The sequence below is a fragment of the Bacillus thuringiensis genome, from assembly GCF_001595725.1.
Taxonomy (GTDB): domain Bacteria; phylum Bacillota; class Bacilli; order Bacillales; family Bacillaceae_G; genus Bacillus_A; species Bacillus_A thuringiensis_K.
Map to the genome: position 1 here is coordinate 4017632 of NZ_CP014282.1, position 23517 is coordinate 4041148.

Here is a 23517-nt window from a genome sequence, read left to right on the forward strand (position 1 = left end):
CCCTATAGCAGTAAAATTACAATTAGTAGCCCTGCTAGTACCCCTAAGCTCTTGATCATTTTTTCGTATTGCAGTTGTAAAGCTTTTGCTTCCTCTTCTTCTCTCTCCAAATGTGTAATACATAAGCGAATATGTTTTTGTTGTGATTCACGATCATGTTGCCCGAGAGTTTCACCAAATTGCTGCAGTATTTCATACTCGGTTTGTTGAAAAGCCGTCAACTTCCAATTCTCTTTCAAACTATCTATCCAAGCTTCCCTTACTGTTTGTTCTCCACTTTCTAGTTTTTTAGCGAAACTTTGAAATATCCAATTTAATGGCTTTGGCATTTGTTTAACTAATCGCTCGGCAGCCTCAGATAAAGGTGTGTGTCCATACATAATTTCTGCCTCTAATGATTGAAGTGCTGATTTTAATAACCTAAGTTGCCTAGGCCTCTCACTGTATCTTTTAGCGTACGAAAACCCGAAAAAGGTGCTGACCGCAACGATTAACACTGCACCAAATATTTTCACCATACGCCCTCAGCCTTTCTATTTGATAACACTGGTTTTCCATATTTATCTTTCACCTGCATAACCGTTCCTGGACCCCTCGCTTTTGACAACTCCACAAACCTATCAAATATACCAAGCTCTAGCACTGCCTTGAGCGATGGACGTCTCACAACATCCTCATAGGAAAATCCGTGTGCACTTATAAAAAGCTGAACACCTGCATGCACTGCCTCCATAATTGCTTCACTATCTTCTTTACGGCCAATTTCATCTACGATCAAAATATCAGGACTCATAGAACGAATCATCATCATCATTCCTTCTGCCTTTGGACATGCGTCTAACACATCGACTCGGGTACCAAAATCGTATTGCGGGATCCCTTTCACACAGCCAGCAATTTCTGACCGTTCATCAACAATCCCCACTTTACAGGAAGGAATTTCCGAAGCACTTACCCCTTGACTCATGCAACGTGCTACATCTCTTAAAAGTGTCGTTTTTCCTGTTTGGGGAGGGCCAATTACCATCGTGTTTAACCACCTTTTTTCATACAAATATGGCAAAAGCGGTTCAGCAATCCCTATTTTTTGACGAGCAATACGAATATTAAAGGAAGAGACATCACGAATCATTTTCACTGCGCTTTTTTCTGTAATGACTTTTCCTGCTAACCCGATTCTATGCCCCCCGCGAAGCGTCACATACCCACGTTTTAATTCCTCTTCCATCGTATAAATTGAGAATTGACTTAACTTATTCAATAAGTAAATAGCATCCTCTGCAGTAGTAATATAGTCATAAAAAAACACCTTTCCGTGTGCAATACACTCTAGCGGCCTTCCAATTCGAACACGAATTTCCTCTAAAGCATCGTGCTGCTTACATTCTTCAATTAAGTACTTCATCGTTTTTGGTAAAACTTCTAATACCTCTTTCATCGGCTTCTCCCCACTATACTCGACTTACTATTTCAGTAATGCGATAAAAATACAGCAAATTCCAAGCGCTAGAAAAAAGAGCTTCAAGAAAGAAATTTCACTTGCTACACTCGCTATCCCAATTGTCATTGTTAAAATTAATACGGTAGGTCCAACAAACGCCAACATACCATTTATAAACAACGCTTTCTTCGCATCATTCACATAAAGCATAAGCAAAGCAGCAAATATCTCCGCACTACCTGAAAATAATCGAAGTGCTCCCATAACAAGCACAGATGTTTCCATTGCCGCTAGCCACTGTTTCATTCTTCCACCTTCTCCCGTAACAGTTACTAACTTCGTATTCTAAAAAAGAATATATTTGTACAACCATATGCAGAGGTTGTCTATTTCAGAAGTAAAAACATAATTTTTCTCTAAAGTCTGAATTACAATCTGAATATTCAAATTATTTTATGGTATATTATGGTACATTTAGTTTAAAAGGGGTATAAACCATGCAGCACGTCACTTTATTACCACTAGATTTATGCTATACAAATGTGATTTTCGAGCTATCAAATGATCTACATATAAAAAATGCATTGGGGATAACGGTAGAAAACATCGAAGATACGAAAGCATTTCTTCTTTTTGCAATAGAAGAAGATCGTCAAAAGAAATCCTTATCGAGAACGATTGTGAATGAAGAGGATGAAATAATTGGCCTCACCACACTTAAACATATTAATAATGAGAAGAAGCAATCTCACATTGGTAGTTGGCTTGGCTATCCGTACTGGGGAAAAGGCTATAACGAGGCTGCTAAAAAAGAAATCTTTAAAATAGCCTTTTTAGACTTACAACTTTCCTACGTATTTGCTGGTGCTAAAACGAATAATATCCGCTCATTAAAAGCACAAGAAAAACTACCTTATATTTCATTGCATGTGGAAAACAAGTTTCCAGACGAACACGCTGCACTAGAGAAAGAAGTAAAGTCACCTTGCTCTCTGCATGTCGTGTCACGTGAAAATTTTTTAAACTGGTTGAAATTACAGAATGAGGAGGAAAAATATGAAGGCATTGAAAGTTAGTTTAACCGTTGTAGTAGAATTAGCTCTTATTTATCTTTTTTCATTATTGGTCGGTTGGTCATTTATAGAGACCTTTTTCCTTGGTAGTTTAGCAATATTTGCAATTATGTGGTTAATTATTATGAGTAACCATAGAAATAACATTACAGATCACGCAATAAGTAAAACATTAACTGGCGTTGAGACTGGCGAAATAAAACCATTTCAAATTGTTTTGACTCCATCTATTATGGGTACTCTTTCACTTGTTTTAGTCAGTTTTATAATAACAGCTATTTACTATCTACCCTATTTCCTATAAAAAAGCACTCGTGAATTATCACGAGTGCTTTTCTACTATGCACGAGAAACGTATTTACCTTCACCAGTGTTGATGATAAGCATTTCGCCTTCGTTAATGAAGATTGGTACTTGTACAACAAGACCAGTTTCTAATGTAGCTGGTTTTGTTACGTTAGAAGCAGTATCACCTTTAATACCAGGCTCTGTTTCTGTAACTTGTAATTCAACTGTGTTTGGAAGTTCAACACCAAGTACTTCGCCTTGGTAAGTCATGATTGCTACTTCCATGTTTTCTTTTAGGAATTTAAGCTCGCGCTCGATTTGGTTTTCACCAAGTTCGATTTGCTCATAAGTTCCGTTATCCATAAATACGTGAGCCTCACCGCTTGCGTATAAGTATTGCATACGACGGTTTTCGATGTGTGCTTTTTCTACTTTCTCACCTGCACGGAATGTTTTCTCTTGAACAGAACCTGTGCGAAGGTTACGTAGTTTAGAACGAACGAATGCAGCACCTTTACCTGGCTTTACGTGTTGGAAATCAAGTACTTGCCAAAGGCCATTATCCACTGCAATTGTTAAACCTGTACGAAAATCGTTTACTGAAATCATGTAAAAAAATCCTCCTGTATGTTACAAAATAATAAGTTCTTTTGGTGATTTCGTAATTACTTCATTACCTTCACTTGTTACAATGATATCATCTTCAATACGTACGCCGCCAATACCTGGAATATAAATACCTGGTTCTACTGTTACAGCCATACCTGGTTCAAGAACTGTATCAGAACGGAACGCTAAACCTGGTGCTTCATGGATTTCAAGACCGATTCCATGGCCAGTAGAGTGTCCGAAGTATTCACCGTATCCTTTTTCCGTTATGTAATCGCGCGTTAACGCATCCGCTTCACGGCCTGTTAAACCAGCTTTAATACCGTTCACACCACGTAGTTGTGCTTCTAAAACGATATTATAAATTTCTTTCAATTTATCAGATGGTTCACCAACTGCAATCGTACGAGTAATATCAGAACAATATCCTTTATAATAAGCGCCGAAGTCTAATGTAACGAAATCTCCTGTTTCTATCACTTTTTCAGATGCCACGCCGTGCGGTAATGCCGAACGAAGACCTGAAGCAACGATAATATCAAACGAAGAAGATGTTGCTCCTTGTTTTCTCATGAAAAATTCAAGTTCATTTGACACTTCAATTTCAGATACTCCCGGGCGAATGAATGATAGAATATGCTCAAAGGCAGCATCTGCAATCTGTGCAGCTTCCTTTAATATCTTAATCTCTGAATCAGTCTTTATCAAGCGTAACTTTTCTACAAGGCCAGAAGTCGGGATAAATTCAGCATCAATCGCTTCCTTATGCACTGAATAAGAACTATATGTAAGAGTATCTTGCTCAAAACCAAGCTTTTGAATTCCAAGCTCTTTCACTTGCTTTGCCACTTTATCAATGATCAATCCTGCGTGCTGCACAATCTCATATCCAACCGCTTGTTTACTTGCCTGCTCGACATAACGGAAATCTGTAATAAATTGAGCACGATCTTTTGAAATAAGAACAACACCAGCTGTTCCTGTGAAGTTAGCCATATATCTACGACTATGTTCATTTGTTAACAAAATACCGTCAATACCAGCCTCATCAAATGCACTTCGTAATCTTTCGATTTTCTCCATTACTTTATGCCTCCCTCAATTTCTCCATTAATGCAAATAACGCTAACTTATAGCCATAAAAACCAAATCCAACAATTTGTCCCGCACAAACAGCTGCCGTCACAGATTCATGACGGAACGACTCACGCTGGTGAATGTTAGAAATATGTACTTCAATAACAGGAATCGAAATGCTCGCAATTGCATCTCGAATCGCATAGCTATAATGTGTAAATGCTCCAGGATTTAAAATGATCCCTTCATATATATCTTCCGCCTCATGAATACGATCGATAATCGCACCTTCATGATTCGATTGGAAACATTCTAACTCCACTCCCATTGTTTCTGCTTCTTGCTTCATATCTGCTTCAAGTGTCGCTAGCGTGCCCTTTCCATATACATTTACCTCACGAACACCAAGGCGATTTAGGTTAGGACCGTTTACGAGGAGTACCTTTTTCATATGCTTAAAACTCCTTATTATTAAATGTCTATACAACATTTTAACATAGGAGTTACTTATTTGAATAGTTTGTCTTCTCTTCCCCTTCTCGCTCGGCCTTATTGGTATTTACTGCGTAAGAAACAGAGTAGGCTATAAACACACCATACAATATAAAAATGCATATGGTCGTCACAATTGTTTCTTTCGGTAAATGGAGTGCACTTTTAATAGCAGGAGCCATTAAACCCATCCCCAAAAACAGTAGTGCCCACCAAAATAGCCCATAAATAATTCCCGCTATAATCCCTTCAAACTTCGCAAAAAATGCTTTATACAAAAAGGCAATCAAAATTGAAAGAAGTCCCATACACACTATTCCGGACACATTGCCCCATACACCCTCTTTCCAACTCCCAAACGCAAATGGTAAAAGGAAATAATTTGGTCCCGCCTCCGTGAATGAAAATATATGAAGGAAATACCATATTCCGCCCCAAAAGATTCCACCAAACAAACCAATCTGCACAAAATTCCTTGTTCCTAATTGTTCTTGACTCACATCAACACCTCCGCTCAATAGTATGCCCGAAACTATTTTGAAGCATGTTTAAATACTGCGAAATTTGTCTATAAAAAGAATAAGAAATGTCCGACTCTCATAACATTTTCACTTGTCATCTACTTGTATTTGCCGATAAAATAAAGGAAACTCGGTGATTGTCTTATTTCAAAACGACAGAACCCAGTATGACAATTGCCTCTTTTTCTACATAAGAGAGAAACAAATACAGGTTGGTGTTAACATGGCAGAAGAGTCAAAACAAATATATGGCGGGCAAGCGGTCATAGAAGGAGTTATGTTTGGCGGTAGAGAATATACTGTTACAGCGGTTCGTCGTAAAGATAAATCGATTGAATTTTATCGATTACCACGCGTTCGTAATAAAGTACTATCTACCCTAAAAAAAATTCCATTTTTACGAGGGATTGCCGCTATTGTGGATGCAAGTGCGAATGGAGCAAAGCATTTAAACTTCGCTTCAGAACGATTTGACGTCCACCCAGAAGATGATGAACAAATTGCAAATAAAAAAGAAGAACAATCAAAATTAACGATGGTATTAGGAGTTGCAGCTGTTGGCGTTTTATCTTTTATATTCGGTAAAGTCATTTTCACAGCAGTTCCTGCACTATTAGCTGAATTAACGAGACCGATTTTCCCATCTCATACTGGGCAAATCATTGTCGAAAGTGTCATTAAGCTCATGCTATTATTGAGCTATATATACTTTATTTCTTTAACCCCACTTATTAAGCGGGTATTTCAGTATCACGGTGCAGAGCATAAGGTAATCAATGCTTACGAGAATAACCTTCCTCTGACTGTAGAAAACGTTCAAAAGCAAACTCGTCTCCATTATAGATGCGGCAGTAGCTTTATTATATTTACAGTCATTATTGGAATGTTCGTTTATTTCCTAGTCCCTACAGACCCTCTTTGGGCACGAGTTATAAACCGAATTTTATTAATTCCAGTTGTACTTGGTATTTCTTTTGAAGTATTGCAATTTACAAATCGATTAAGAGATATTCCCGTATTACGCGTACTTGGATATCCTGGGTTATGGCTACAACTATTAACAACGAAAGAACCAACAGATGACCAAGTGGAAGTAGCAATTGCATCGTTTGAAGAATTATTACGTTTAGAGAACAAACAATAATTATTTAAAAATGGTGTTCAACTCCTTTCCTCATCGTTAATATACTAATTTTAATATACGTTTTTAGGAGGTGTCCCTTATGAACGGTCGTTCGTTTACTTTCGCTATATTTGTGCTTATTATCGGATTGGCAATATTCGGCCTTGTTTCATCTGTTATTACAAATCCCATGGGTGTATTAAGAAATATCGGGTACATGTTACTTGTTGTCGGTATCTTTTACTTGCTATACAAGATGTTTACAAATTCCAGTGGTTCTGCAAATTCGCAAAGCTCATATAAGCGTGCGGCAAAACAATCGAACCGCAAACATGGGAAACAAAATGTAGCACCCCTAGGCAATTCTTTCTTTAAGTCAAATACTTCTAATGACAAAATTAAAAAAGGGAATTCTTCCACTTTGAAACGAAAAAGAAAACAGTCTCATTTAACTGTCATTGAAGGCAAAAAAAGCAAAAAGAAAGACCGTGCTTCCTTTTAGGAAGTACGGTCTTTTTTTATACTTTGAAGCACTTCTTTTAAACTTTTCTCTTTCATACTTTCAATTCGAAGATGATGATTTTCAAATGGTAAATTCCGCGTCACATCATTGGGTACCACAATGCACGTTAATCCCGCTGCAACTGCTGCTCTCAATCCATTTAATGAATCTTCAAATACAACAGCTTCAGACGGCTTAATTCCTAATTCTTCTATTGCAACTCGATAAAGAGCTGGATCTGGTTTTACCTTCTCAACATCTTCTCTCGTTTTAATTACTTCAAAATATTCTCGAATTTGTAGTTCTTCTAAAAAATGAATAACCCATTCTCTAGACGAACTAGAAGCTAGTGCGATTTTTAATCCCATTTCTTTCGCTTCTTCTAAATATTCTTTTACCCCGTCACGAGCTTTTGGTATTTTCATTTTCTCTTTATGTAAAGTTGCCACTTTTTCTTTTAATGCACTTTTGTTAAAATTCTCTTTTAATTGATCATTTAAATATGCATAAAGTACCTCATCTGTTGTTCCAATGCATTTTGCAAATTCCTCTAAAGGTAGTTCCCCGCCGTATTCACGAACAGCATCTCTGAAAGAGTGAAACCATATCGTTTCTGTGTCCACAATTAATCCATCAAAATCAAAAATAATTGCTTTCATAATTCTCCCATCCTTTTCGAATTGAAATAAAAAAGGAAACGCCATACGTTCCCCTTAATTACTTTTCTCTTCATTTGCTCTTTGAACACCGCGAAGTGTTTCCACTCGGACTGCATCTTGTTCAAAGTATTGCACTAAATCACCAATGCGATCAATCGCTTCCCAACTTAAATGATGTTCAATTCCTTCTACATCATTGTAAATTTTACCTTCATCCACACCGATAATACGCATAAATTGCTCTAGCAAATCATGACGATATACGAGACGTTCTCCGATTTTTTTACCTTTTGTTGTTAATACAAGCCCTCTATATTTTTCATAAATTAGATATTCATCTTTGTCTAATTTTTGCACCATTTTTGTTACAGAGGATGGATGTACACTAAGCGCTTCAGCAATATCAGATACGCGGGCATAACCCTTTTCATCAATCAACAAATAAATTTGTTCAATATAATCTTCCATACTAGGGGTAGGCATCGGTTTCCTCCATCCAAGTTCATTTTGCTTATTCCGTACGAAGCAATCAATAAAATGATACACCAGAAAGAATAACGTGACAAGGTGGAAACGAGCCTAAATATATAAAACAAAAAAGAATCTGTATTTGCATACAGACTCCCCTTAAGTAAAATATTGTATTTCGGCATTAGGGAAAAACTCATTTATATAACCTCTTATCGTTTCTTCCAATACTGTTGCATCATCCTTTTTATATACATATTTTCCGATGCCATATCGGCCCCATTTATACTTTCGCTTCTCTTCATCCATTTCAAGCTTCGTATTTGGATAACGCTCTTGAATAACCTTTTTCGCTGGTTTCGTAAAACGATGCTGAATTAATTCAAACGTTAAATTTGGTATCGTCATATCTTTCAGCGCATTGTACAGTCGCTCAAATAGTTCACGATATCCTTCTTCCCATCCTTCATGCATATAAAGTGGCGCGACTATAAAACCAAGTGGATAACCTGCACCTGCTACTTTACGCGCTGCCTCTATTCGCTCCTCAAACGGCGATGTCCCTGGTTCAAAATTTTTAATTACATATCGTGAATTTATACTAAACCTGAAACGAGTTTTCCCATTATGTTTTGCATCTAATAAATGATCAACGTGCGAATATTTCGTTACGAAACGTAAGCGCCCATGTTCACTTTCTCCAATGAATTCAATCGCCCGCTTTAATGCATGTGTTAAATGGTCAATCCCAACAATGTCTGATGTACACGCTGCTTCAAATCTTGTTATTTCAGGTGCCCTTTCATCCATATATTGCTTTGCCTTCTCAAATATTTCATCAAGATTGACATACACACGAACGTAAGGCTTACTCCCAAGTGTCGTTTGCAAATAGCAATAATGACAATGTCCCATACACCCTGTTGCGAGCGGAATTGCATATTCAGCTGACGGTTTTGACGTATCAAACTTTAGCGTCTTCCTTACTCCAACAACAAGTGTAGCCTTTGCATTACGATACTTTTGCAAATCATTTTCTCCTGGCAAATTTCTAATTTGATTATGTGATGTCGTTTCACGAATTTCTAATCCCATCTTCGTAAACTTCTCATAAAGCTCTTTTCCAAGTGGATATTCAAGTGCCTTCGGTTCAAAGTAAACGAGTTTTGGCATAAATGGTTTCATACGCTTCCCTCCTCTTGTTAGTATGAGGAACGCGGAAAAATTAAAACACATTAAAGTTTTCCACTTCAGTAACTCGCATTGCAAGTTACTGGATGTTATAATTTGGATAACAGCTACCTTGCAACGCAAGTTACCTGAGTAAAAGGTGGTGAAATCATGCACAGCCAAATGTTAAAAGGTGTACTAGAAGGTTGCATCCTATACATCATTTCACAAGAAGAAGTGTACGGATATGAACTGAGCACAAAATTAAATAAACATGGCTTTACATTCGTAAGCGAAGGAAGCATCTACCCTTTATTATTACGTATGCAAAAAGAAAAATTGATCGAAGGAACATTAAAAGCTTCCTCACTCGGTCCAAAGCGAAAATATTATCACGTAACCGATAAAGGGTTAGAACAACTTAAAGAATTTAAACAAAGTTGGGGAATGGTTTCTACTACGGTAAATAACTTATTACAGGGGGAGTGATAGGGATGAATGCACAAGACATGATTGAATTGAATAATAAAAAACGTGAGTTTCTAACTTCCGAAAACGAAGCTGCTTATGGCGATATGTTAGTATATCTTCGAATATCAAACGTACCTGAGCAACAAATGGAGGAACTGTTACTAGAAATATTAGATCACCTCATCGAAGCACAAACAGAAAATAAAAGCGCTTATGACATTTTCGGTAGTGATTTACAATCTTATTGCGATGAACTTATATCAGCTTTACCAGCCCAAACAAAATTAGAAAAAACTTCTTTAATCGGTTTTGTTATTAGCTTACTTCTTGCTATACAGTTTGGCATAAATGCAATTATTTCATTTTTTATGTTTCTCTTTGAAAAAAACAATACATTATCAAGTCCGCCTTTTAGCATCCTTGGAACTACTTTGTCTGTTTCAATAATTATACTAGGTATACTATTTATTTTATATTTATTAAAGCGTTACTCATTTAATCAGAAAATGAATTGGAAAAGAAGAATTCTATTTGGATTCGCATTTGCTACTCCATTTTGTTCCGCTGTATTCTTAAATATTTATTTCCAAAAGCAACCTTATCTCATTTATCATCTAAACTTTTGGCAAAATGCTTTAATTGCTATCTTATTTTTTATTTTATATAAATTACTATATAAAAAATCAAATTTTTAACAGCCCTTCAAAAGGCTGTTTTTTCTTCTGTCTAATTTTACAAATTGAAAAATTTCATAAAGAAAATAAGAAAAATGCAAAATAATTAAAGTTAATTGTTGACGTGATGCTTTTATTATCGGTATCATAAATCTTCGTGAGCAATTATTTTTCGTTATACGATTTTTTTATTATTACTGAATTTTTGAGAGGAGAAATTAGATGTCAGTTAAGAAGAAAACGCAAGTACGCACCGGCAAAATGGTACGTGAACTAATGTTAGCAGACGAAGATGTAAATGCTTCGCTAATTATGGTATATAGTGAAAACGGTGTAAACGCAGAAATTAAAATCGAGGGCTTAACGCCGAAATGTAACGAAGAATTATTTTTGAGCGGAAACGTGGATTGGAACAAGAGTGTTATTTATAAAATTGTTGATTTCACTGGAAACGCTGAAGTTGGTAAAGTTACATTAACAGCGATGAACAAAAATAATGTTTCTCTAGAAATTGAACGCGTTATGTGGAGTAAAGAAAATAAAGAAGCTGCCGAGCAAGAAGAAACACGGGTAGAAGCAGCACCGAAAAAAGAAGTAGTTGTAGAAGCTCCAAAAGCAATTACACCTGCTCCTAAGCCTGTTACGCGGGTGGAAACACCTGCTATGGCACCTAAGCCTACTCCGGTACCGAAACCGAAGCCAGTAAGCGTAGAAGCAGCTGTAGAACTAGCAACTCCAGCGCCTGTGAAAAAAGCAGTCCCTACTCCAGTTACAAAGCAAGAGACAGCACCGGTTGCTCCTGCAAAACCGAAGCAGCCTGCTTTGACTGAAACAAATTCAAAACTACAAGAAAATTATGTTAAACTCGTGAAAAAGACAATTGAAGTTTGTCAAGATTACGAGCTTGGCATCGACATAGATGATTCTATTGAAAGCTTAAAAGAAGAACTACAAAACCAAGGTATTAGCGTTACATTTGACAAAGAAATTATGGACGTTGTAAGTCGCCTTCGTTCTTTACAAGATAAAGGAATCAAAGTAGAAAAAGTACTTAATTTACTATAAAAAATAAGAGATGGCAATTGCCATCTCTTATTTTTTATAGTTCCACTCATTACTTTCATACTTTTCTTTCGCTAACGTTTGAACTTCATGTAACTGTTCTTCTGTTAATTCATATGGAACAAGTTCTATATCTAATCCTTCTTCAAAGCCAACTTCAAACGCTTTAATTAACTGTTCTATCGTAAATGTACGGTCTGTTAATTCATTAATTGCTACTGCTTTAGAAGAGAACATACTCTTCATACGTTCCTTCACACGTTCATTTGGGAATAAAAATAGATCATATAGTTCATCTAAATCAATTTCTAATGGAATCGATCCATGCTGTAAAATAACACCTTTTTGACGTGTTTGAGCACTACCAGCAATTTTTCGTCCTTCCACTACAATTTCATACCAAGATGGTGCATCAAAACATACGCCTGAACGTGGATTTTTTAAATTTTCACGATCTGCTTCTGTTTTTGGAACTGCATAATAGGCTTCTAACCCTAATGCCTTAAAACCATCTAATAAACCTTGCGAAATAACACGATACGCTTCTGTAACTGTTTTCGGCATGTTCGGATGATCTTCAGACACAATAACACTATACGTTAACTCTTTGTCATGTAGTACCCCCCTGCCGCCTGTTTGACGACGAACGAATCCATATTTCTTTTCGTTAACTACATCCATATTAATATCTTTTTCAACACGTTGAAAATATCCAACTGTTAATGTTGGTACTTCCCATTCATAAAAACGAATTGTTGGTGGCATTTTCTTGTCACTTTGCCAATTTAACAAACATTCATCTAACGCCATATTAAATGCCGGTGAACATTGACCAGAGTTAATATAACACCATTTTTCTTTTCCCATCCTGCACCTCATATAACCAATTATTTTTCACATTCTCTAGTCTACCAAATTCGACAAAATTTGTGAAAGAATACGAAATTTCTTCTTATATGCAAATGAATCTGTTGCATAAATACATATGGGCATTATAATATTGAAAGTAGGATAAGAAAAAAGGGAGCGATAGAATCGTGTCAACAACTTGGATTATTTTATTAGCCGTAATCGTAGCATTTATCGGCTACACTGTATGGATGTACTTCTATCAGAAAAAATTAATTAAAACTCTTACAGAAGAAGAATTTCGCGCTGGCTACCGTAAAGCACAGCTTATCGATATTCGTGAAGCAGACGAATATAACGCAGGGCATATTTTAGGTGCACGTAACATTCCGTTATCACAAATTCGCCTTCGCCATAAAGAACTTCGTCAAGATCAACCTGTTTACTTATATTGCCAAAGCGGATTCCGTACAGGTCGTGCAGCGCAATACTTAAAAAAACAAGGCTACAAAGATTTCTACCAATTACAAGGTGGATTTAAATCTTGGACAGGCAAAATTAAAAAGAAATAATAACATACAAAAAACTAGCTGAATAAATCAGCTAGTTTTTTCATTTCATCTTATTCACAATGTATAATAAACTCTGCTTGATTACCTTTTCATCGTTCTCTTCTACATTCCGATATAGCAGGCGATATTCAATGCCTTTCTCTTTCCACGTTATTCTCACACATTTTGACAACACTTTTTGCAAACAAAAAAGACCCCTATTATTCTTACGCCCAAGTGAAAAGGTTACGCGAATAAAAAGAAGTCTTATTAATACCATAGTTTGTGAAAAGCTTTTCAGGTCAAGATTTTTTCTTTCTTATTATTTTCCCTTTATAATAAGGGAAAGAGGTGATACATATGGCCAATATAAAACAAATTGCTAAAACTGCTGGTGTATCGATATCAACTGTTTCTCGTGTCCTGAATAATCACCCTTACGTAAAAGAAGAAAAGCGTAAGCGTGTTCTAGATGCTGTTGAAGAATTAAACTACGCAAAAAATATAAATGCTGTCCATTTAATAAAAGGGAAAACATATACAATTGGCGTTATGCTTCCTTTCATTAACCTCCCCTACTTCAGTACGATTATTGAAGGAATCGGAAACGAAGCGTTATTAGCTGGGTATCATATTAATTTATGTCAAACGAATTACGATAGCATTGAAGAAATTCGTGTTCTTGAAATGATGAAAATGAAACAATTTGATGGGATGATTATTTGCTCCCGAACGAGCTCTTGGGAACAAATCGAACCTTTTGCAAAATTTGCCCCTATTATTTCATGTGAAAAAATGAAGCATCCCCTCATTTCATCCATCTACGTAGATCATTATGAAGGTTTCCGTCTCGGTACTGCCTATTTACTAAGTAGAGGCCATGAAAAAATCGGAATTTGTTTAGCAAGAAAAACAAGTGTAAATTCCATGGAGCGCGAAAAAGCATTCGCCGATACACTTCGTAACGAAGGGAAAACGTTGCATCCTGAATGGATTTTCCACCAATGCTATACAATGCAGGATGGTGCACAAGTACTCCATCGTATTGTAAACATGAAAAATCGTCCAACTGCTATTTTTACAGCGAACGATCAAGTTGCAGCTGGTTTATTAACAGAGGCTCGAAAACATGGCATTCGAGTACCTGAAGACCTTGCTATCCTTGGATTTGATAATCATGAAATTTCAAAGGCATTAGAAATTTCCACAATTGAACATCCCGGTCTCGCAATGGGCTCACATGCTTTTTCTTTATTCCATAAGCAGATCCAAAGCGAGCAAATTGTCAGCAGTGCAAAAGAGCTTTCATTCCATTTAATTGAGCGAGAGACTGTCTAAAAAGAGCGTTACCTATAACGCTCTTTTTCAGCTTTTCACCTATTGACTTTATATTTTCCATCTCATATAATGAACCTAACGAACGGTAGGTAGGGGATGAAAATGACAGCAAACCGCATTAAAGCTGTAGCACTTTCTCATTTCGCACGCTACGGCTACGAAGGAACTTCATTAGCAAATATTGCTCAAGAAGTTGGGATTAAAAAGCCATCGATTTACGCACACTTTAAAGGAAAAGAAGAGCTATATTTTATATGCTTAGAATCCGCTCTTCAAAAAGATTTACAAAGCTTCACTGACGATATCGAAAAATTTTCAAATTCGTCTACTGAAGAATTGCTCTTACAATTACTAAAGGGCTACGCAAAACGATTTGGTGAAAGTGAAGAATCAATGTTTTGGTTACGAACTTCTTATTTTCCGCCTGATGCATTTCGCGAACAAATTATCGAAAAAGCGAATGCGCACATTGAAAACGTCGGAAAACTTTTATTCCCTATATTTAAACAGGCAAACGAGCAAAGTGAACTGCATAACATTGAAGTGAAAGACGCTCTAGAAGCTTTTCTATGCTTACTGGACGGACTTATGGTTGAACTACTATTCGCAGGTTTAAATCGCTTTGAGACTCGTTTAAACGCCTCTTGGCAAGTATTTTGGCGAGGCCTTTCAAACTGACGGATTGCTCCTTTGCAATGCGTCGTTTTTAAGCCCTTTACCTAACGACTGGTAGGAAGGAGAAATGACAAATGGCATGGATTTATGTAATCTTAGCTGGTATTATTGAAATCTTTTGGGTGATTGGATTAAAACACGCGGAAGCACCACTTCAATGGGCTGGTGTTGCTCTATTAATTACAATTAGTTTCGTCTTATTATTTAGAGCTTATAAAGATTTACCTGTCGGCACTGTATACGCAGTCTTTACAGGTATTGGAGCTGGTGGAATCGTTCTTACTGAGATTTTCGTTTTCGGAGAACCTTTCTCTATCGTAAAAGTTTTATTAATCGGTTTAATCTTCTTCGGAGTAATTGGTTTAAAACGAGTAACAGAAGAAAAAGAAGCGAAGGAGGCCGCATAAAATGGCTTGGGTATTTTTAATTCTAGCTGGTATTTGTGAAATTATTGGTGTACTCTTTATGAAAGTAGCCACTGAAAAGAAAGGCTGGGCACCAAAAGTTATCTTAATCGCTAACTTCGGCGTAAGCTTCTTCTTCTTATCCCTTGCGATGAACACATTACCGATGGGAACTGCTTACGCGATTTGGACTGGAATCGGAACTGCCGGAAGTGCACTTCTAGGCATTCTCATTTTCCGAGAATCAGCGGATTGGCGTCGTCTTGCTTTCTTAAGCTGCATTCTATGCGGCGCTGTTGGCTTAAAACTATTAAGCTAACGTGAGGTGAATGTCATGTGGAAAGAAAAAGGAAAGAAAATATTAGCATGGATCACACTTGGTATCGTCATTCTATTACAAATAAGTTTTCATATAATAGAATCATTGTTTCATAAAGTATTATCCATTCTCACATTCCTTCCTAACATGACACTTGAAATTATATCGATTGTTTGGTCCATTATCGCCTCCATTGCAATCGTCATTATATGGAGTATCGCCAAACTATGGAATAAGTTATTAAAAAAGGACAGTACTTCTGAAAAAGAATAACTGTCCTTTTTTATATTCATTCAGACTTTCTGTAGAAGTTAGATGTGATAAGACAAAACAGACCAATTATAACAATACTTATACCAATTGCTTTATGCAAATTAGGAAACGGTGATGGTATGTCTGAATAAAAATTTGCTAATATGAGACCGATTGAAACGAAAAGTACCCCTATTCTATATAACCATTTTCTTTTGTCCATCATTCTCCCCTCCTAAAATTTTTCATACACTCCTTTCTTTTGGACATACTACCTAAAAAAGGAGTGAATAATATGCAAAATTCTATACATAAGCAAATCCTATTTTTATTTTTCCTCTTTCTTATTCTCGTTATCGTTTTCAGCTTTATATTACATACTCCGAAAGATGTGCCAAATAGCGTTTCTTTTTATAAACTACTGCTCTCGTATTGTCGTTATTGAAGAAGGTGCCTTTTATAGGGCACCTTTTAAAATTCTCTTTTTTCATATATTTTTACTGAAACAAAGATAGATGCTATGAACATGCACATTGAACTAATGAATAACAAGCTGTTGTATAGTTGAATTTGTTCTAAGTTAATTTGAAACAAAGCTTCTAAAACAACTATCGGTGCCATGAATATTACTATCGTAATGAAAATGGTTTTCTTATACCCTAGCCAAAAGGATATTGGTAAAACAAAACTTAAATACAATAAAATAAAGCTAATACTAGCAACCATTGTCGTTTCAATAAATTCAAATAAGTTAACCCCGCTCTTCATTCCCATCGTGAAACAACCGACCGTTACACTTATAAAAAGAATAATAATTGCTACTATATATTTCGCATACACAATTTGTTTTCTCAATATTGGTAAACTATTTACTATAACTTCACTCTCATTTTTACTATCTGCTTCAAATGTTTTTACTGTTGCCCCAATTGTAATAATTACTGACATAATGATGAACAAATTTTCCGTATCTGTTAAGGCCATATAAAAGAAAACAGGATACAATATGTACCAAACTAAAAATTTCCATTGAATGATGAAATCTTTTAAAATTAGTGGCTTGATCATGTATTACCCCTCCTAATATGAAAATGTCCCTTCTATAACTCTGCCTCCTGAAACATTTTCATTGAGAGAAACATTGATATGACTATACTTACTAACACTCCGATACCAAGAACACCCATTGCTTGTGTAGCCTCTTGAGAGTGAAGTACTTTTAACATAATTGTTTTATCACCAAAAATATTGCACATAAGACCAATCATACCCATTAAAGGAAAAAGCATAATCAAATTCAAGACAGTAATAGCTTTATATCCCCCAATGTAATTAGTCGGTATCGTTACTGCACAATAAATCAAAGTTGCTACTATTGCTGAAAATATTGCATATCCAGGCATAACTATATCTCTGTTCAATAAAATATTTCCTAATATTACGACTATAAAAGTTACACTCAAACCAGCCATAATAAATAATGTACTTGAAATATATTTAGCTATAATTATCTCTTTTCTCGTTATAGGCAAACTCACTAATACTTTTTCTGCCTTACTTTTCTCGTCATAATAAAAAGAAATATATATAATCGTACTACATGTTATAAATAATCCTATTGCAATCCCCATTGGTTCGACGGAATTCTTAAAAATAGATAAAATGGGTATTAAAAAATAGAAAGGAAACATCTTCTTCTGTAAGAAAAACTCCTTCAAAATCAACTGTTGCATATGAACTCTCCTCTCTATAAATCACACGTTTCATAAATTTTAATTGTAAGAAACATAGAAGCGATATAGACACTAGCTAATATCATTCCTCCAACTATAAATACACCAATATGTACTGGATTCATAATCCACTCACTGAATGAAGATGTTGTTTCATTCAGTCCATCACTAATAAATATCCAAAGAATTACACCCACTCCTATTGATGCTGCTGATACTATACTTCTTACTACCTTCGATTTTGTACCATAATAACTAGGAAAAAACGTGACAACAAAAAATGTGGCATAAACAGCTCCATTTATGACTTCATACCATGGAATTTCAATGTATAGATTAGTATGATATACACCGATATCACTAATAATCACAATACCTCTTATAAGAAAAACAACTAACATCGTAGAGATCATGCCACCTACAATGAATATTGCACAGGAAATATATCTAGCAATTATGATTTCCTTTCGACTTACCGGTAAACTATTTATAACAATGTCACTTTTATTTCTTTCATCCATAACGGTTAACGTCATAACCGATGAAAAGGTTATAAATAGACAACTCATTGGAAATAACAATTCACCACTTGCATCTAACATAAAGAACAAAAGGGGCATAACAAAATTCACTAACCACATAACCCGAAAAAAGAACAAATCTTTATATACGAGCTGACGCATAGGCACCTCTCCCTTTCGCAGTGTAAACGATGATATCGTCTAATGTAGGCTTTTCTATTACAACCTCATTTCCAAACCAATCGATAATTGCTTGTTTATCCTTCGCTAAACCTTCAAAACCAAATTTATTTTTTCGTAATCCAACAAATAGTTCTTTTCCTTCTTGATCTAATAAATCATTGCTTCCCTTTACGATTACGTAGTTCTCCATTAATTCATCTTTTTCACCAGTAAATATAATCTCTCCATCATTGATGAACGTAATATAATCTGCAATGCGCTCTAAGTCTGTTGTAATGTGTGTTGAGAATAATACAGATACTTCATCTTCCATTACAATTTCTTGCAACATATCAAGTAATTCACTTCGGACAACTGGATCTAATCCTGCTGTCGGTTCATCCATAATAATGAATTCAGCATGATGTGAAAGCGCGATTGCAATCGCAAACTTCATTTTCATCCCTTTAGATAGCTCTTTAATTTTTTTATACTTTGGAACTTGTAATCTGTGCATATACGATTGGTATTGATTTTCGTCCCACTTTTTATATAACGGTGCAATAATACGTTTCATTTGTTCACACGTTAAATCTTCGTAGTAATGATTTTCATCATATACAAAGCCGATATTTTGTTTTATGTCCTTTCCGGCTTTCTTATTGTCTTTGCCAAAAATTTTTATATAGCCGCTATCTTTTCTAATTAAATTCATAATCATTTTGATCGTCGTACTTTTTCCGGCCCCATTCGGTCCGACAAACCCCATAATATATCCGCGTGGCAGTGTAAAACTTATATTTTCCACTGCGAAATCTTCATAACTTTTACAAACGTTTTTTAGCTCTAACACCCTTTATTCCCCCTCATATAAACACGCAATCATCTGCTGTAAATCTTCAAGTGAAAGCTGCAACGCTTTACTTTCATTTACAACCTCTTCCGCTTTACTTTCCAATAGACGAAGCCTTTGTTCTTTTAGTAGTTCATTATTTTTACGTGAAACATAAGTCCCCTTCCCAGCAACAGTTTCTATATATCCTTCTTTTTCAAGCTCCTCGTACGCACGCTTCGTTGTAATTACACTAATTTGTAATTCCTTCGCTAAGCTACGAATAGACGGTAATTGGTCTCCACCCTTTAAACCACCATTTAAAATAAGCTGGCTTAATTGTTTTCTTATTTGTACATAAATAGGGTCTTGGGAAGAATTCGAAATAATAATATTCATGTTTTCCTCCAGTGTGTATATACTGTATATACCTTATATATACAGTATATACACACCATCCTATTTTTGGCAAGAAAAAAAGACCAACATTGCCCTGTTGGTCTTTCGTATATGTATCACTTTTCAAAGCGATCTAACATCTCGTCTCTCATTCCGAAACTTACTACTGCAATTCCTATATACATAAACAGAAGGAATGCCGGATGAACCGTGTTGTACCAGCTGCTGTCAACGATTAAGTAAACCGTTAATGCCACAACAAGAACAAACGCTAAGATAAACATATAAAAGTGTCTTGTACTACCCATGATAAACTCCTCTCTTCTCACTTCACCATTCAACAGTTTATTTTATCGAATAATTGGATATGACTCAAGGTTAACTTTCTGTTATGTAATCAAGTTCCACCTTTACAATATCCTCACATGCTATTGAAATGATTGTTCCTTGTTTATCAATCGCCGTCACTTCTCTATTATCCATTACACGATTTGCTACTCTTTCTAACACTTTTCCTTGGTCTCGATAGCAAAATTCTTTTACATCTTTAATTGTTTCTCCATTTTCTAAATGGTATACCATTCTATAACATCGATATCCCACACTTTCACCCCCGTCTTGCTCGTTTTTTCACATATACATAAAAATGAGTAATCTTTGCCTCATCACACCTTCTTAATTTCAATAAAATTCTAACAAAAATAAATACTTTTATCAAACCGACTTTTTCAACAAAACTACCTATAAAACTACATCTTTACACCATTAGGAAACAAAAAATATAATTTTTCAACATTTTCTTCACTATTTCTGCATAAAGTGAAACTTTAATCAGTGGGGATTTTTGTTCATCCCCACTGATTATTAGTTGAACCAATCGGGCATTAACGGACAGTTTATCTCCCACCTGACTTCTTTGCACCAGCTAAGTTTTGAGTTGGGAGTTTACTGTCCGTTAATGCGGGACAAATTCTCCATACAAAAAAAGAACTCGCATATAACGAGTTCTTCCTTTGTTATTCTAATCAAACTTGTACAGGAGCTGGCTTTTCATAACGTAAAACTGGTTTACGTGCAGCCATCGTTTCGTCTAAACGTTTAATGACTGTCGTATGCGGTGCTTCTTGTACAACTTCTGGATTTTCTTCTACTTCTTTAGCGATTTGAATCATCTTATCAATGAAACCATCTAATGTTTCTTTTGATTCTGTTTCTGTCGGCTCAATCATAATACATTCTTCCACATTTAATGGGAAGTAAATTGTTGGTGGATGGTAACCGAAATCAAGCAGACGTTTTGCAATATCTAATGTACGTACACCAAGTTTCTTTTGACGACGACCTGATAATACAAATTCATGCTTACAATGTCTATCGAATGGAAGATCGTAGAATGGTGCTAATCTTCTCATCATATAGTTCGCATTTAATACAGCATACTCAGTTACTGCACGCAAGCCATCTGGACCCATAGAGCGAATATACGTGTATGCACGAACGTTAATTCCGAAGTTACCATAGAATGGTTTCACACGACCAATTGCTTCTGGGCGGTCGTAGTTGAAGTGATAACCATTTTCCGTTTTCTCTAAAATCGGTTTTGGTAAGTACGGAATTAAATCAGCTTTCACACCTACTGGACCAGAACCTGGGCCACCACCGCCGTGAGGACCTGTAAATGTTTTATGAAGGTTTAAATGCACAACGTCAAATCCCATATCTCCTGGGCGTGCTTGGCTTAATACCGCATTTAAGTTTGCACCATCATAGTATAATTTACCGCCTGCATTATGGACGATTTCTGCCATTTCTAAAATATTTTCTTCGAATAGACCTAATGTATTAGGATTTGTTAACATAAGTGCTGCTGTTTCTTCGTTTACAACACGTTTTAAATCTTCTAAGTCAACAAGACCATGTTCATTTGATTTTACTGTAATTGTTTCAAAACCAGCTACAGTTGCAGATGCTGGATTCGTTCCGTGAGCAGAGTCAGGAACAATTACTTTCGTACGGTTAAAATCACCATTTGCTTCATGGTATGCACGAATTAACATTAACCCTGTCCATTCTCCGTGTGCACCAGCTGCTGGTTGTAATGTAACAGTATCCATACCTGTAATTTCAATTAAATGCTCTTGTAAGTCGTACATTAATTCCATTGCACCTTGTACTGTCTTTTCATCTTGCAGTGGATGAATATTTGCAAATCCTGCGAAACGAGCTACATTCTCATTAATTTTCGGATTATATTTCATCGTACAAGATCCAAGTGGATAGAATCCAGAATCAACACCGTGGTTACGGTTTGAAAGTGCTGTATAATGGCGCATAATATCAAGTTCAGATACTTCTGGTAGCTCCGCATCTTCTACTCGAATATAATCGCTCTCAAATACATCTTCTAGTTTCACTTCTTCTACATCTAATTTTGGTAGGCTATATCCTATGCGTCCTTCTTTACTCACTTCAAAGATAAGTGCTTGGTCTTGGTTCTTCATTGGATAGCCCCCATTTCGTTTACAAGTGTGTCAATTTCCTCTTTTGTTCGAAGCTCAGTTACTGCTACAAGCATATGGTTTTCATGCTCTTTATAATCACGGCCTAGGTCGTAACCGCCGATAATATTCTTTTGTAATAATGCATCGTTTACTTCTTTCACTGGACGTTTGCAATCTACAACAAACTCATTGAAGAATGGTCCAGAAAATGTTACTGTGAAGCCTTTCGCTTCAAATTGACGTTTGGCATATTGTGCTTTAGAAATGTTTTGACGTGCCATTTCCTTCACACCTTGTTTGCCAAGTGCCGTCATTGCAACAGAAGCTGCTAATGCATTTAACGCTTGGTTTGAACAAATGTTAGATGTCGCTTTATCACGACGAATATGCTGTTCACGTGCTTGTAACGTTAATACAAATCCACGTTTACCATTTGAATCTACAGTTTGTCCAACAAGACGTCCTGGAATTTTACGCATAAATGCTTTCGTTGTTGCAAAGTAACCACAGTGCGGTCCACCAAACTGCGTTGGAATACCGAATGGTTGTGCATCACCGATTACAATATCAGCACCAAATTTCCCTGGTGGTGTTAATGCGCCTAATGATAATGGATTTGAAGAAACGATAAATAATGATTTTTGTTGATGAACGATTTTTTCAATATCAGCTAATTTTTCAACTTGTCCGAAGAAGTTTGGATATTGAACGATTACACAAGCAACTGTATCATCTACTTCACTTTGTAATACGTCTAAATCTGTTACACCATCTTTATGATTAATTTCAACAACTTCAAGATTTTGACCTTTTGCATACGTTTCAAGTACTGCTCTTGATTCTGGATGAACCGCACTAGATACAAGAATTTTCTTTTTGCGAGTATGGCCAGCTGCTAACATTGCCGCTTCAGCTAAAGCTGTCCCCCCGTCATACATAGAAGAGTTTGCTACATCCATTCCTGTTAATTCACAAATCATTGTTTGGAATTCAAAGATTGCTTGTAATTCCCCTTGTGAAATTTCTGGTTGGTATGGTGTGTAAGCTGTATAAAATTCTGAGCGAGAAATAACATGATCTACAATTACTGGAGCGTAATGATCGTATACGCCTGCTCCTAAGAAAGAAGCGTATTCTTTTAAGTTAGCATTTTTACTAGCCATTTGAGATAGCTCTTTTAAAAGCTCTGGCTCTGATTTTGCTTCTTTAATTTTTAAATCCCCTTTAAAACGAACACTCTCTGGAATATCAGAGAATAATTCATCGATCGTTTGAACACCGATCGTTTGTAACATTTCTTTTTTGTCTTCTTCTGTCATTGGAAGATAACGATGCAACATGAAATCTACCC

Annotated in this window: 34 protein-coding genes and 1 pseudogene; 13 read left to right on the plus strand and 22 right to left on the minus strand. The window is 36.0% G+C overall.

The features are described 5' to 3' along the window. Positions 1-2 precede the first annotated feature (2 nt). Genes spoIIIAB through AXW78_RS19990 form a run of 3 tightly spaced genes read right to left on the minus strand, consistent with a single transcriptional unit; the run spans position 3 to position 1747 of the window. Positions 3-518, minus strand: a complete 516-nt coding sequence (gene spoIIIAB / locus AXW78_RS19980; RefSeq protein WP_000238702.1) for a stage III sporulation protein SpoIIIAB — start codon at positions 516-518, stop codon at positions 3-5. Continuing rightward, positions 512-1438, minus strand: a complete 927-nt coding sequence (gene spoIIIAA / locus AXW78_RS19985) for a stage III sporulation protein AA (RefSeq protein WP_061884565.1) — start codon at positions 1436-1438, stop codon at positions 512-514. The genes spoIIIAB and spoIIIAA overlap by 7 nt, the downstream gene beginning before the upstream one ends. Before the next feature lie 27 nt (positions 1439-1465). Next, positions 1466-1747 (minus strand): YqhV family protein, encoded by a 282-nt coding sequence (locus tag AXW78_RS19990; protein WP_000816050.1) that lies wholly within the window; start codon positions 1745-1747, stop codon positions 1466-1468. Between the two features lie 191 nt (positions 1748-1938). On the opposite strand from AXW78_RS19990, the gene AXW78_RS19995 reads away from it, so the two are divergent. Next, the gene (locus AXW78_RS19995; RefSeq protein WP_061884566.1) at positions 1939-2517 is read left to right on the plus strand and encodes a GNAT family N-acetyltransferase; all 579 of its coding nucleotides are present in this window, start codon (positions 1939-1941) and stop codon (positions 2515-2517) included. Then, positions 2498-2818 (plus strand): hypothetical protein, encoded by a 321-nt coding sequence (locus tag AXW78_RS20000; RefSeq protein WP_000645695.1) that lies wholly within the window; start codon positions 2498-2500, stop codon positions 2816-2818. The genes AXW78_RS19995 and AXW78_RS20000 overlap by 20 nt, the downstream gene beginning before the upstream one ends. 35 nt (positions 2819-2853) lie before the next feature. On the opposite strand, the gene efp is transcribed toward AXW78_RS20000, so the two are convergent. From efp to AXW78_RS20020, 4 genes are read right to left on the minus strand one after another with little or no spacing between them, the layout of a single operon-like run. Further along, complete coding sequence (efp, locus tag AXW78_RS20005) at positions 2854-3411, minus strand: elongation factor P (protein ID WP_000626510.1); 558 nt, start codon at positions 3409-3411, stop codon at positions 2854-2856. A gap of 21 nt (positions 3412-3432) precedes the next feature. Then, positions 3433-4494, minus strand: coding sequence for a Xaa-Pro dipeptidase (gene pepQ / locus AXW78_RS20010; protein WP_061884567.1), 1062 nt, complete (start codon positions 4492-4494; stop codon positions 3433-3435). Positions 4495-4498: 4 nt separating this feature from the next. Next, entirely contained in the window at positions 4499-4939 is a 441-nt protein-coding gene (gene aroQ / locus AXW78_RS20015) for a type II 3-dehydroquinate dehydratase (protein ID WP_000757087.1), read from the minus strand. A gap of 52 nt (positions 4940-4991) precedes the next feature. After that, on the minus strand, positions 4992-5480 hold the full coding sequence (locus AXW78_RS20020; protein WP_000076884.1) for a YqhR family membrane protein: 489 nt from the start codon (positions 5478-5480) through the stop codon (positions 4992-4994). A 244-nt stretch (positions 5481-5724) separates the two neighbouring features. Between AXW78_RS20020 and AXW78_RS20025 the strand changes: the two genes are divergently transcribed. Together AXW78_RS20025 and AXW78_RS20030 are read left to right on the plus strand one after the other, a co-directional pair. Next, positions 5725-6645, plus strand: coding sequence for a DUF1385 domain-containing protein (locus AXW78_RS20025; RefSeq protein ID WP_000807121.1), 921 nt, complete (start codon positions 5725-5727; stop codon positions 6643-6645). A 79-nt stretch (positions 6646-6724) separates the two neighbouring features. Beyond that, a complete protein-coding gene (locus AXW78_RS20030) occupies positions 6725-7126 on the plus strand; it encodes an SA1362 family protein (RefSeq protein ID WP_001014460.1) in 402 nt (133 codons plus the stop codon). Here AXW78_RS20030 and AXW78_RS20035 read toward each other — a convergent pair. From AXW78_RS20035 to splB, 3 genes are all read right to left on the minus strand, one after another. After that, entirely contained in the window at positions 7123-7785 is a 663-nt protein-coding gene (locus tag AXW78_RS20035; RefSeq protein WP_033673105.1) for an HAD family hydrolase, read from the minus strand. The two genes, AXW78_RS20030 and AXW78_RS20035, sit on opposite strands and share 4 nt — an antisense overlap. 54 nt (positions 7786-7839) lie before the next feature. Next, a complete protein-coding gene (gene mntR / locus AXW78_RS20040; protein ID WP_001143082.1) occupies positions 7840-8268 on the minus strand; it encodes a transcriptional regulator MntR in 429 nt (142 codons plus the stop codon). A 144-nt stretch (positions 8269-8412) separates the two neighbouring features. Beyond that, complete coding sequence (gene splB / locus AXW78_RS20045; RefSeq protein ID WP_000802101.1) at positions 8413-9438, minus strand: spore photoproduct lyase; 1026 nt, start codon at positions 9436-9438, stop codon at positions 8413-8415. Between the two features lie 156 nt (positions 9439-9594). Here splB and AXW78_RS20050 point away from each other — a divergent pair, with 156 nt between their 5' ends. The 3 genes from AXW78_RS20050 to AXW78_RS20060 all read left to right on the plus strand — a co-directional run bounded on the left by AXW78_RS20050 (position 9595) and on the right by AXW78_RS20060 (position 11633). Then, positions 9595-9912, plus strand: coding sequence for a PadR family transcriptional regulator (locus AXW78_RS20050; RefSeq protein WP_061884568.1), 318 nt, complete (start codon positions 9595-9597; stop codon positions 9910-9912). 5 nt (positions 9913-9917) lie between these two features. Then, positions 9918-10589, plus strand: a complete 672-nt coding sequence (locus tag AXW78_RS20055) for a DUF1129 family protein (RefSeq protein ID WP_061884569.1) — start codon at positions 9918-9920, stop codon at positions 10587-10589. A 201-nt stretch (positions 10590-10790) separates the two neighbouring features. Continuing rightward, entirely contained in the window at positions 10791-11633 is an 843-nt protein-coding gene (locus AXW78_RS20060) for a hypothetical protein (protein WP_061884570.1), read from the plus strand. A 27-nt stretch (positions 11634-11660) separates the two neighbouring features. Here AXW78_RS20060 and AXW78_RS20065 read toward each other — a convergent pair whose 3' ends face one another. After that, on the minus strand, positions 11661-12497 hold the full coding sequence (locus AXW78_RS20065; protein WP_000514065.1) for a lipoate--protein ligase family protein: 837 nt from the start codon (positions 12495-12497) through the stop codon (positions 11661-11663). A 170-nt stretch (positions 12498-12667) separates the two neighbouring features. Here AXW78_RS20065 and AXW78_RS20070 point away from each other — a divergent pair, with 170 nt between their 5' ends. Continuing rightward, positions 12668-13051: a rhodanese-like domain-containing protein gene (locus AXW78_RS20070; RefSeq protein ID WP_000108653.1), complete on the plus strand. Its 384-nt coding sequence runs from the start codon at positions 12668-12670 to the stop codon at positions 13049-13051. A gap of 40 nt (positions 13052-13091) precedes the next feature. On the opposite strand, the pseudogene AXW78_RS32695 reads toward AXW78_RS20070, so the two are convergent. Next, positions 13092-13205: pseudogene (locus tag AXW78_RS32695) on the minus strand (DNA polymerase III subunit delta); the annotation flags it as partial. A gap of 185 nt (positions 13206-13390) precedes the next feature. Here AXW78_RS32695 and AXW78_RS20075 point away from each other — a divergent pair. The 5 genes from AXW78_RS20075 to AXW78_RS20095 all read left to right on the plus strand — a co-directional run bounded on the left by AXW78_RS20075 (position 13391) and on the right by AXW78_RS20095 (position 16039). Then, positions 13391-14368, plus strand: a complete 978-nt coding sequence (locus AXW78_RS20075) for a LacI family DNA-binding transcriptional regulator (protein ID WP_061884571.1) — start codon at positions 13391-13393, stop codon at positions 14366-14368. A 96-nt stretch (positions 14369-14464) separates the two neighbouring features. Next, the gene (locus AXW78_RS20080; RefSeq protein ID WP_002181118.1) at positions 14465-15046 is read left to right on the plus strand and encodes a TetR/AcrR family transcriptional regulator; all 582 of its coding nucleotides are present in this window, start codon (positions 14465-14467) and stop codon (positions 15044-15046) included. Between the two features lie 71 nt (positions 15047-15117). Beyond that, complete coding sequence (locus tag AXW78_RS20085; protein WP_000312354.1) at positions 15118-15450, plus strand: DMT family transporter; 333 nt, start codon at positions 15118-15120, stop codon at positions 15448-15450. A gap of 1 nt (position 15451) precedes the next feature. Then, positions 15452-15766 (plus strand): DMT family transporter, encoded by a 315-nt coding sequence (locus AXW78_RS20090; RefSeq protein ID WP_000312623.1) that lies wholly within the window; start codon positions 15452-15454, stop codon positions 15764-15766. 15 nt (positions 15767-15781) lie between these two features. Next, positions 15782-16039 carry a DUF3975 family protein gene (locus AXW78_RS20095; RefSeq protein WP_000265370.1) on the plus strand — a complete coding sequence of 86 codons (258 nt, stop codon included), beginning with the start codon at positions 15782-15784 and terminating at the stop codon, positions 16037-16039. A 16-nt stretch (positions 16040-16055) separates the two neighbouring features. Here AXW78_RS20095 and AXW78_RS20100 read toward each other — a convergent pair whose 3' ends face one another. The 10 genes from AXW78_RS20100 to gcvPA all read right to left on the minus strand — a co-directional run bounded on the left by AXW78_RS20100 (position 16056) and on the right by gcvPA (position 23506). Further along, positions 16056-16244, minus strand: coding sequence for a hypothetical protein (locus tag AXW78_RS20100; protein WP_002181117.1), 189 nt, complete (start codon positions 16242-16244; stop codon positions 16056-16058). A 245-nt stretch (positions 16245-16489) separates the two neighbouring features. After that, positions 16490-17083 (minus strand): ABC-2 transporter permease, encoded by a 594-nt coding sequence (locus AXW78_RS20105; protein WP_081114041.1) that lies wholly within the window; start codon positions 17081-17083, stop codon positions 16490-16492. A gap of 35 nt (positions 17084-17118) precedes the next feature. Next, complete coding sequence (locus AXW78_RS20110) at positions 17119-17751, minus strand: ABC-2 transporter permease (RefSeq protein ID WP_001186559.1); 633 nt, start codon at positions 17749-17751, stop codon at positions 17119-17121. 14 nt (positions 17752-17765) lie between these two features. After that, a complete protein-coding gene (locus tag AXW78_RS20115) occupies positions 17766-18434 on the minus strand; it encodes an ABC-2 transporter permease (RefSeq protein ID WP_001249561.1) in 669 nt (222 codons plus the stop codon). Further along, positions 18415-19287 carry an ABC transporter ATP-binding protein gene (locus AXW78_RS20120; RefSeq protein ID WP_000891284.1) on the minus strand — a complete coding sequence of 291 codons (873 nt, stop codon included), beginning with the start codon at positions 19285-19287 and terminating at the stop codon, positions 18415-18417. Before AXW78_RS20120 ends, AXW78_RS20115 begins: the two co-directional genes overlap by 20 nt. Positions 19288-19290: 3 nt before the next feature. Beyond that, on the minus strand, positions 19291-19665 hold the full coding sequence (locus AXW78_RS20125; protein WP_001021358.1) for a GntR family transcriptional regulator: 375 nt from the start codon (positions 19663-19665) through the stop codon (positions 19291-19293). A gap of 116 nt (positions 19666-19781) precedes the next feature. Continuing rightward, positions 19782-19973 (minus strand): hypothetical protein, encoded by a 192-nt coding sequence (locus tag AXW78_RS20130; protein WP_000535936.1) that lies wholly within the window; start codon positions 19971-19973, stop codon positions 19782-19784. Positions 19974-20043: 70 nt separating this feature from the next. Continuing rightward, on the minus strand, positions 20044-20247 hold the full coding sequence (locus AXW78_RS20135; protein WP_000262496.1) for a DUF3929 family protein: 204 nt from the start codon (positions 20245-20247) through the stop codon (positions 20044-20046). Positions 20248-20690: 443 nt separating this feature from the next. Beyond that, entirely contained in the window at positions 20691-22166 is a 1476-nt protein-coding gene (gcvPB, locus tag AXW78_RS20140; RefSeq protein WP_000795690.1) for an aminomethyl-transferring glycine dehydrogenase subunit 2, read from the minus strand. Continuing rightward, on the minus strand, positions 22163-23506 hold the full coding sequence (gene gcvPA / locus AXW78_RS20145) for an aminomethyl-transferring glycine dehydrogenase subunit 1 (RefSeq protein WP_061884573.1): 1344 nt from the start codon (positions 23504-23506) through the stop codon (positions 22163-22165). The genes gcvPB and gcvPA overlap by 4 nt, the downstream gene beginning before the upstream one ends. Positions 23507-23517 lie beyond the last annotated feature (11 nt).